Annotated in this window: 8 protein-coding genes; 3 read left to right on the forward strand and 5 right to left on the reverse strand. The window is 73.0% G+C overall.

The features are described from left to right. Window positions 1-111: 111 nt before the first annotated feature. Window positions 112-1560, reverse strand: coding sequence for a hypothetical protein (locus VIU94_RS23775; RefSeq protein ID WP_331913902.1), 1449 nt, complete (start codon window positions 1558-1560; stop codon window positions 112-114). A 191-nt stretch (window positions 1561-1751) separates the two neighbouring features. Between VIU94_RS23775 and VIU94_RS23780 the strand changes: the two genes are divergently transcribed. Next, a complete protein-coding gene (locus VIU94_RS23780; RefSeq protein WP_331913903.1) occupies window positions 1752-3608 on the forward strand; it encodes a DUF8508 domain-containing protein in 1857 nt (618 codons plus the stop codon). Between the two features lie 200 nt (window positions 3609-3808). On the opposite strand, the gene VIU94_RS23785 is transcribed toward VIU94_RS23780, so the two are convergent. Continuing rightward, window positions 3809-4345, reverse strand: a complete 537-nt coding sequence (locus tag VIU94_RS23785; protein WP_331913904.1) for an SMI1/KNR4 family protein — start codon at window positions 4343-4345, stop codon at window positions 3809-3811. Window positions 4346-4406: 61 nt separating this feature from the next. Between VIU94_RS23785 and VIU94_RS23790 the strand changes: the two genes are divergently transcribed. Next, entirely contained in the window at window positions 4407-4862 is a 456-nt protein-coding gene (locus tag VIU94_RS23790; RefSeq protein ID WP_331913905.1) for a GNAT family N-acetyltransferase, read from the forward strand. A 7-nt stretch (window positions 4863-4869) separates the two neighbouring features. Here VIU94_RS23790 and VIU94_RS23795 read toward each other — a convergent pair whose 3' ends face one another. After that, window positions 4870-5607, reverse strand: a complete 738-nt coding sequence (locus VIU94_RS23795; protein WP_331913906.1) for an SDR family NAD(P)-dependent oxidoreductase — start codon at window positions 5605-5607, stop codon at window positions 4870-4872. Between the two features lie 136 nt (window positions 5608-5743). Here VIU94_RS23795 and dapA point away from each other — a divergent pair, with 136 nt between their 5' ends. After that, complete coding sequence (gene dapA, locus VIU94_RS23800; RefSeq protein WP_331913907.1) at window positions 5744-6631, forward strand: 4-hydroxy-tetrahydrodipicolinate synthase; 888 nt, start codon at window positions 5744-5746, stop codon at window positions 6629-6631. A 9-nt stretch (window positions 6632-6640) separates the two neighbouring features. Here the strand turns inward: dapA and VIU94_RS23805 are convergent, their stop codons facing one another. Both VIU94_RS23805 and dapD read right to left on the reverse strand, forming a co-directional pair. Continuing rightward, complete coding sequence (locus tag VIU94_RS23805; protein ID WP_331913908.1) at window positions 6641-6844, reverse strand: hypothetical protein; 204 nt, start codon at window positions 6842-6844, stop codon at window positions 6641-6643. An 86-nt stretch (window positions 6845-6930) separates the two neighbouring features. Continuing rightward, the gene (gene dapD / locus VIU94_RS23810) at window positions 6931-7920 is read right to left on the reverse strand and encodes a 2,3,4,5-tetrahydropyridine-2,6-dicarboxylate N-succinyltransferase (RefSeq protein WP_331913909.1); all 990 of its coding nucleotides are present in this window, start codon (window positions 7918-7920) and stop codon (window positions 6931-6933) included. Between the last annotated feature and the right edge of the window lie 78 nt (window positions 7921-7998).

The raw sequence follows: 7998 nt of genomic DNA on the forward strand, positions 1-7998 counted from the left end.
GCCGCGCGCGGCGGATGCCCCCGGGGGGGGCCGCCCCCACGCCCCCGGCAGGGTTCCGGGAAGGGGCGGGGTGGGGGATCGAATCCGCCCCTCACCCCGCCCCCGCCCGCGTCAGCCGTTCGTGCGGGACCTCGCCTTGAAGGCCGCCTTGCGGGCCTCCTTCGCGATGCGCTTGTCGCGGTGGAGGCGGCCCATCGCCTCCAGGACGTCCGCCGTCGAGGGGTGGTCCACGCGCCAGACCGCGTCGAAGAAGCCACTGTGACGGCCCGTCAGGCCCTCGATGAGGTCCTGGAGTTCCTCCAGGTCGCCGTCCATCTCCAGCTGCGCCGCGATCGTGTCCACCGCCAGCCAGAAGATCATCGACTCCGGCGGCGCCGGCACGTCCGCCGCGCCCCGCTCCGCCAGCCACACCCGCGCCAGACCGCCCAGCTCCGCGTCGTCGAGCACCTCCCGCACCGCGGGCTCCGCCTCCGCGCCCACCAGCGACAGCGCCTGCTGGCAGTGCAGCCGCCGCAGCGGCGAGCCCGCGTCCGCGCCGCGCGCCGCGCCCAGCAGCTCGCGCGCCGCCGCCACCGGCTCGCGCCCCGCCAGCCACAGCTCCGTCTCGCTCCGGGCCGCCTCGGACGGGTAGTGCCCGATCCCGCCGAGCAGCGCCTCCGCGCCCTTCCCGGCCAGGTCGCCGATCGCCGGCGCGTCCACCCCGGCCTCCAGCATCCGCGTCCGGATCCCGTACAGGCCGAGCGGCGTCAGCCGGACCATCCCGTACCGGGACACGTCCTCGTCGTCCATCGGCGGCTCGGGCTCCTCGCCCTCCTCCGCCATCAGCGCCTCGTCCACGGGCTGGTACTCGACGAGCCCGATCGGCTCCAGGATCCGGAACTGGTCGTCCAGCCGCATCATCGCCTCGGACACCTGCTCCAGGACGTCGTCCGTCGGCTCGCCCATGTCGTCCGGCACGATCATCGACGCGGCCAGCGCCGGCAGCGGCACCGAAGCGTCGCCCGCCCCGCCGTCCGTGACGGTCAGCAGGTACAGGTTGCCGAGCACGCCCTCCAGGAACTCGGCCTCCGCCTCGGGGTCCCAGTCCAGCTTCGAGACGTCGATCTCGCCGTCCTCGCCGATCAGGTCGGCGAAGTCGTCGAACGCCGGCGCGGTGGCGTCGGCGAACACCGCGTCGAAGCCGTCCAGCCACACCCCGAGGACGTCGCCCGGCGAGCCCTGCGTGAGCAGCGCCAGCTGCTCACCGGCCTCGACGCCGGTCGCCTCGTCCTCGTCGCCCTCCGGCTCCGGCGTCGACACGAGCCCGGTGTCCACGGCCACCCGCCACGCCTCGCTCGCGTGCGCCGCGCCGACTTCGTCCGGCTCCAGCCCCAACGCCTCCGCCGCCGCGGGCAGTTGCTCCTCGACGAGCTCCCCGCCCGCGCCGACCCGGGTCTCCGGCCCGGCCCAGCGGGCCAGCCGCACCGCGCCGGCGAGCAGCGGCGACGCCAGCGCGGCCCGCGCCAGCTCCGCGTCCGAGTGCAGCCGAACGGGGGGCAGGGTGGGGCGGTCCGATGCCATCTCGGGGTTCTCCTCGGGGGGTGCGGGTCCAGGCGGCCTTCAGCGTAGACGCATTTGCCGCCCGGCCCTGCGGTTCACGGATCGGTCAGCCCCCGTACACCCGGCGACCCTTGACAAGTGGGGTGCTCTGCAAAGAGATTGACGCGCGTAGATCTATCGACCGAACCTCCCACCGCTTCCGGAGCTCCTTGATGCCTTCCTCCATACCGAGACACGTCCCCGCGCTGCGCTGGGGAGGCCCCGTCGCGGTCTCCTCCGTCGTCGCGGCCGCGCTCGCCGCGGGCCTGCTCGCCGGCGCCGGCTCCGCCTCCGCCGCCGACGTGCGCATCCACGACATCCAGGGCACCACCCGGGTCTCGCCGCTGGTCGGCACGCAGGTCACCGGCGTCACCGGAATCGTCACCGGCGTGCGCACCTACGGCTCGCGCGGCTTCTGGATCCAGGACCCGCAGGGCGACGAGAACCCCTCCACCAGCGAGGGCCTGTTCGTGTTCACCAGCTCCGTCCCGACGGTCGCCGTCGGCGACGCGGTCAGCGTCAGCGGAACGGTCGGCGAGTACGTCCCCGGCGGCCTGAACTCCGGCAACCAGTCGCTCACCCAGCTCTCCCGCCCGACCGTCACCGTGGTCTCCAAGGGCAACCCGGTGCCGGAGGCCGTCACGATCGACGGCGACTCCGTGCCCGACGCGTACGCCCCCGAGGGCGACGCCGCGGCCGGCGGCTCGATCAACGGTCTGACCCTCGACCCGGAGTCGTACGCCCTGGACTACTACGAGTCCCTGGAGGGCACGAACGTCCGGATCGACTCCTCGCGCGTGGTCGGCGCGACCGACCCGTACTCCGAGCTTTGGGTCACCGTGAAGCCGTGGGAGCACCGCTCCGAGCGGGGCGGCGCGCTCTACGGCTCGTACACCTCGCAGAACACCGGCCGGCTGCAGATCCAGTCGCTCACCCCGATCGCCCAGCAGCCCTTCCCGAAGGCGAACGTCGGCGACATCCTCTCCGGCGGCGCCGAGGGCCCGCTGGACTTCAACCAGTTCGGCGGTTACACGCTGACCGCCCGCACCCTCGGCACGGTCGTCGACCGCGGCCTGGAGCGCGAGGTCACCGAGCGCCAGCACAAGAACGAGCTGGCGGTGGCGACGTACAACGTCGAGAACCTCGACCCGTCCGACCCGCAGGACAAGTTCGACGCGCTCGCCTCGGCGGTCGTCGAGAACCTCGCCTCGCCCGACATCATCGCCCTGGAGGAGATCCAGGACGACAACGGCGCGAAGAACGACGGCACGGTCGGCGCCCAGCAGACGCTGAAGAAGTTCACCGACGCGATCGTCGCCGCCGGCGGCCCGGCCTACGAGTGGCGCTCGATCGACCCGGTGAACAACAAGGACGGCGGCGAGCCCGGCGGCAACATCCGTCAGGTCTTCCTGTTCAACCCGGAGCGGGTCTCCTTCACCGACCGGACCGGCGGCGACGCGACCACCGCGACCGGCGTGGTGCGCGGCGCCTCGGGCCGCGCGGAGCTGACCCTCTCCCCCGGCCGGATCGACCCGGCGAACACCGCCTGGGAGAACAGCCGCAAGCCGCTGGCCGGCGAGTTCACCTTCCGCGGCCGCACGGTCTTCGTGGTCGCCAACCACTTCGGCTCCAAGGGCGGCGACGAGTCGCTGGTCTCGCACCACCAGCCGCCGAACCGCTCCTCCGAGGCGAAGCGGCTGCTCCAGGCGCAGGCCGTGAACGCCTTCGTCAAGGACGTCCTCGCGGTGCAGAAGCAGGCCGACGTCGTGGTCCTCGGCGACATCAACGACTTCGAGTTCTCCGCCACGACCGGTGCGCTGACGGACGGCGGGGTGCTCTACCCGGCCGTGAAGTCGCTGCCCCGCGACGAGCGCTACTCGTACGTCTTCCAGGGCAACAGCCAGGTCCTCGACCAGATCCTGACCAGCCCCGGCGTGCACCACTTCGAGTACGACAGCGTGCACATCAACGCCGAGTTCGCCGAGCAGAACAGCGACCACGATCCGCAGGTGCTGCGCTTCCGCCCGTAAGGGCTCGAGGCCGGCGGCTACGCGCCCGCGCTGAGACTCAGCGCGGGCGCGTACCGCTGCACCCGGCTCCCGGGCGGTGCAGGTCGGGACGGGCGTGCGGGTGGGGGACGGTCTTCATGAGGAGCCTCCTTGTGCGTCGAGAGCTCCAGCCTCCGGCCTCGACCGCACGTGCGGTCAACCCCCGCTTTCCGACCCCGCGTTCACTCCCCGATCCAGTGCGCCGCCCACTGCGCGAAGCCGGGCTCGCCCTCCCCTTCGTACCCGAAGTCCGCGCCGAACGGGCCGGCGCCGACGTCGGCGACGCACCACACCCGGCCGCGCTGCGGTCCGCTGACGACGAGGTGCCAGTACAGCCCGCAGCCGTCCGTGGCGAGCACGACCGAGCCGAGGTTGTAGACCCGGTCGGTCAGCTCCTCCAGCTCGTCCTCGTCGTACTCCTCGTCGTCCTCCCAGTTCCAGGCCTCAGTGAGCGGGAAGGGCGTGGCGAGGTCGCGGCCCTCGGGCGGCGTCGGCCAGTCGCCGGGCAGGTCCGCGAGGGGTATGACCCCGCCCGCCCAGCCGTCGCCGATCTCGGCGACGTACGTGCGGTACGGCTCGGGCAGCACGACGCCGTGCTCCGTCTCGAAGGCGCGGACGCCGTCCCACCCCAGGGGCTCCCGGTCGAGCGCCGCGCAGAGTCGGGTGCGCAGCAGTTCCAGGTCGACCGGCCGGGCCGACGAAGGCGTGTCGTTGCTCATGGATCCATTGCAGCACCAGCCGCCGACAACGCGGTCACGTGTCCGTGCGAGACTCCCGATCGTGATCCTTCGCCCCGCCGTACGCGCCGAACTGCCCGCCGTCCTCGCCCTGCTGGCCGACGAGGACCGGGTCGTCGACCCGGCCTCCGTGACCGTGACGGAGGCGTACGAGCGCGCCTTCGCCGCCGTCGCGGAGGATTCGCGCAACGAGGTGCTGGTGCTGGTCGACGAGGCGGACCCGGCCGGGACCGTCCTGGGCTGTCTCCAGGCCACCTACATCCCGGGCCTCGGCAAGGGCGGCGCGGAGCGTGCGCTGATCGAGGCGGTACGGGTCCGGGCCGACCGACGCGGTGGCGGGCTCGGCCGGGAGCTGATGCGGCTGGCGGTCGAGCGGGCCCGCGGGCGGGGCTGCGCGCTCGTCCAGCTGACGAGCGACAAGCGGCGGACCGAGGCCCACCGCTTCTACGCCTCCCTCGGCTTCGCGCGCAGCCACGACGGCTTCAAGCTGGCGCTGTGAGAATGCCCTAGCCCAGCAGGTGACCGCCGCCGTCGACGAGCAGCACCTCGCCGGTGATGTACGAGGCGTGCGCCAGGTCGCAGACGGCCTGGGCGATGTCCTCGGGGCGGCCGACCCGGCGCAGCGGAACCGCCCCGGCCACATGGGCCTTGGCCGCGTCGGCGCCCTCGACCCCGTCGAACCACGGGGTGTCGACGAAGCCGGGCGCGACCGCGTTGACCCGGACGTCGGGGCCGAGGGTCTTGGCGAGCAGCTTGGTCATGTGGTTCACGGCGGCCTTCGACACCGCGTACGGGATCGAGCTGCCGCCCGGCCGCACGCCGGCCTGCGAGGAGATGTTCACGACGCAGCCGCCGGTCTCCTTCAGATGCGGGACGGCCGCGGTGATGGTCTGCCAGACGCCGATGACGTTGACGTCGTACAGCAGCCGCCAGATGTCGGGGGTGGCGGCGGCCAGATCGTCGTGCGGGATGAACCGGGTGGTGCCGGCGCAGTTGACGAGGACGTCGAGCCGTCCGTACGCCTCGACGGCGGCGGCGACGAGTCCGGCGGCCTGCCGCTCGTCGGAGACGTCGGCCTGCCGGTAGACGGCGTCCGGCAGTTCGGCGGCGAGGGCCTCGCCCGCCTCGACGGACCGCGCGGAGTTGACGACGACCCGGAAGCCCGCCTCGGCGAGCCGGCGGGCGACGGCGGCCCCGATGCCGGAGGACGAGCCGGTGACGAGTGCGACGCGCTGTTCGCTCATGCTTTCTTCTTCTCCATGTCCCCCTGTCGCGCCCGCCCGATCATGCCAGACGCGCACGACACTTCACCGCTCCTAACCCCTCCCCCTAAGAAGAACTAAGTGGACCTTCACGGTCGTGGGCGCGGAGACTTCCCGGATGAGCACTGAACGCACCGCACGCCCCTTCGGCCGCGCCCTGTGCGCCATGGTCACCCCGTTCGACGCCGCCGGCGGACTCGACCTGGACGCGGCGCGCAAGCTCGCGGCGCACCTGGTCGCGGAGGGCTGCGACGGCCTGGTCCTCAACGGCACCACCGGCGAGTCCCCCACCACGACGGACGCCGAGAAGGCCGCGCTGATCCGCGCGGTGCGGGAGGCGGTCGGGCCCGGTCCGAAGGTCCTCGCGGGCGTCGGCACCCCGGACACCCTGCACTCCGTCGAGCTCGCCCGCCAGGCCGAGGAGGCGGGCGCGGACGGCCTGCTCCTGGTCGCCCCGTACTACAGCCGGCCGCCCCAGGCGGCGGTGGAGGCGCACTTCCTGCGCGTCGCGGACGCGACCGGCCTGCCGGTGATGCTGTACGACATCCCCGGCCGCACCGGGACGCGGATCGAGCCGGAGACGCTGATCCGGCTGGCCGCGCACCCGCGGATCGTGGCGGTGAAGGACTGCGCCTACGACATGCTCGGCTCGACGAAGGTGATGGCGCGGACCTCGCTCGCGTACTACTCCGGCTGCGAGGAGCTGAACCTCCCGCTGTACGCGGTGGGCGGCAGCGGTTACGTCAGCACGGTGGCGAACGTGGCCCCGCGCGCGATGCGCGCCATCCTCGACGGCTTCGACGCGGGCGACACGGCGGAGGCTGCCCGGCTCAACGCCCTGACGGCGCCGCTGGTCGAGCTGGCGATGGCGTCGGGCCTGCCGGGCACGGTGACGATGAAGGCGCTCCTCGGTCTCCCGGTCCGCGAACCGCTGCAGCCCGCCGACCGGGACGCGGTCGACGGGCTGCGGGCGGCGTACGAGGAGCTGGTGCAGGCGTACAGGTAGGCGGGGGCTTCAGTCGTAGACGTAGGTCGTCCCGAGCACCGCCGCGTGCTCCAGGACGTCCTCGGCCGGGTCGTCGATCTGCCCCGTGTGGATCAGGGCGACGACGGGCCCGTTGTGCGAGTCGCGATGCGTCTCGTCCGCGGAAGCGGCGCCGGCCGGCAGCAGTATCGCCGCGACCGTGAGAGCACCGACAACGGTGGGCCTCGTCCTCATGTCGACTCCTCGCCTCATCTGCTCGGGTGACTGCGCGTCTACGTGCTAACGCAGCGTCACCCGTGCAGGTCACGCCCGGGCCACGCTCAGTTGTGGCTGTGGAGGATCTCGTTCAGGCCGCCCCAGACCGCGTTGTTCGGGCGGGCCTCGACGGCGCCGGTGACCGAGTTGCGGCGGAAGAGGATGTTGGACCCGCCGGAGAGGTCACGGGCCTTGACGACCTGGCCGTCGGGCATGGTGACGCGGGTGCCGGCGGTGACGTACAGACCGGCCTCGACGACGCACTCGTCGCCGAGCGCGATGCCGACGCCCGCCTCGGCGCCGATCAGGCAGCGCTCGCCGATGGAGATGACGACGTTGCCGCCGCCGGAGAGGGTGCCCATGGTGGACGCGCCACCGCCGATGTCCGAGCCGTCGCCGACGACGACGCCCGCGGAGATGCGGCCCTCGACCATGGAGGTGCCCAGGGTGCCGGCGTTGAAGTTGACGAAGCCCTCGTGCATGACGGTGGTCCCGGCGGCCAGGTGCGCGCCGAGCCTGACGCGGTCGGCGTCGGCGATGCGGACACCGGCGGGGGCGACGTAGTCCGTCATCCGCGGGAACTTGTCGATCGAGGTGACCTGGAGGTGCAGGCCCTCGGCGCGGGCGTTGAGCCGCACCTTCTCGACGTCGTCCACGGCGACCGGGCCGAGCGAGGTCCAGGCGACGTTGGCGAGCAGGCCGAAGACGCCGTCGAGGCTCTGGCCGTGCGGCTTGACCAGGCGGTGCGAGAGCAGGTGCAGTCGCAGGTAGGCGTCGTGGGCGTCCAGCGGCTTGTCGTCCAGCGAGGAGATGACCGTCCGCACGGCGACGACCTCGACGCCGCGTCGCGCGTCCACGCCCAGCGCCTTGGCGGCGCCCTCGCCGAGCGCGTTCACGGCGGCCTCGGGGCTGAGCCGCTCGGTGCCGGCCGGGCCGGGGGCGTCGGTGAGCTCGGGAGCGGGGAACCAGGTGTCGAGAACGGTGCCGTCGCCGGCGATGGTGGCGAGACCGGCGGCGACGGCGCCGGTGGTGCGAGGAGCAGTGGTGTCGGTCATGAGGGAAACCTAACCGGCCCGCCCGCCCGCGAGCGAACCGGTCTCAGGTCGCGGTCGGGAGCCTTGGCGGTTCCGCCG

Origin of the sequence: Streptomyces sp., assembly GCF_036566765.1 — a bacterium.
Classification (GTDB): Bacteria; Actinomycetota; Actinomycetes; order Streptomycetales; family Streptomycetaceae; genus Streptomyces.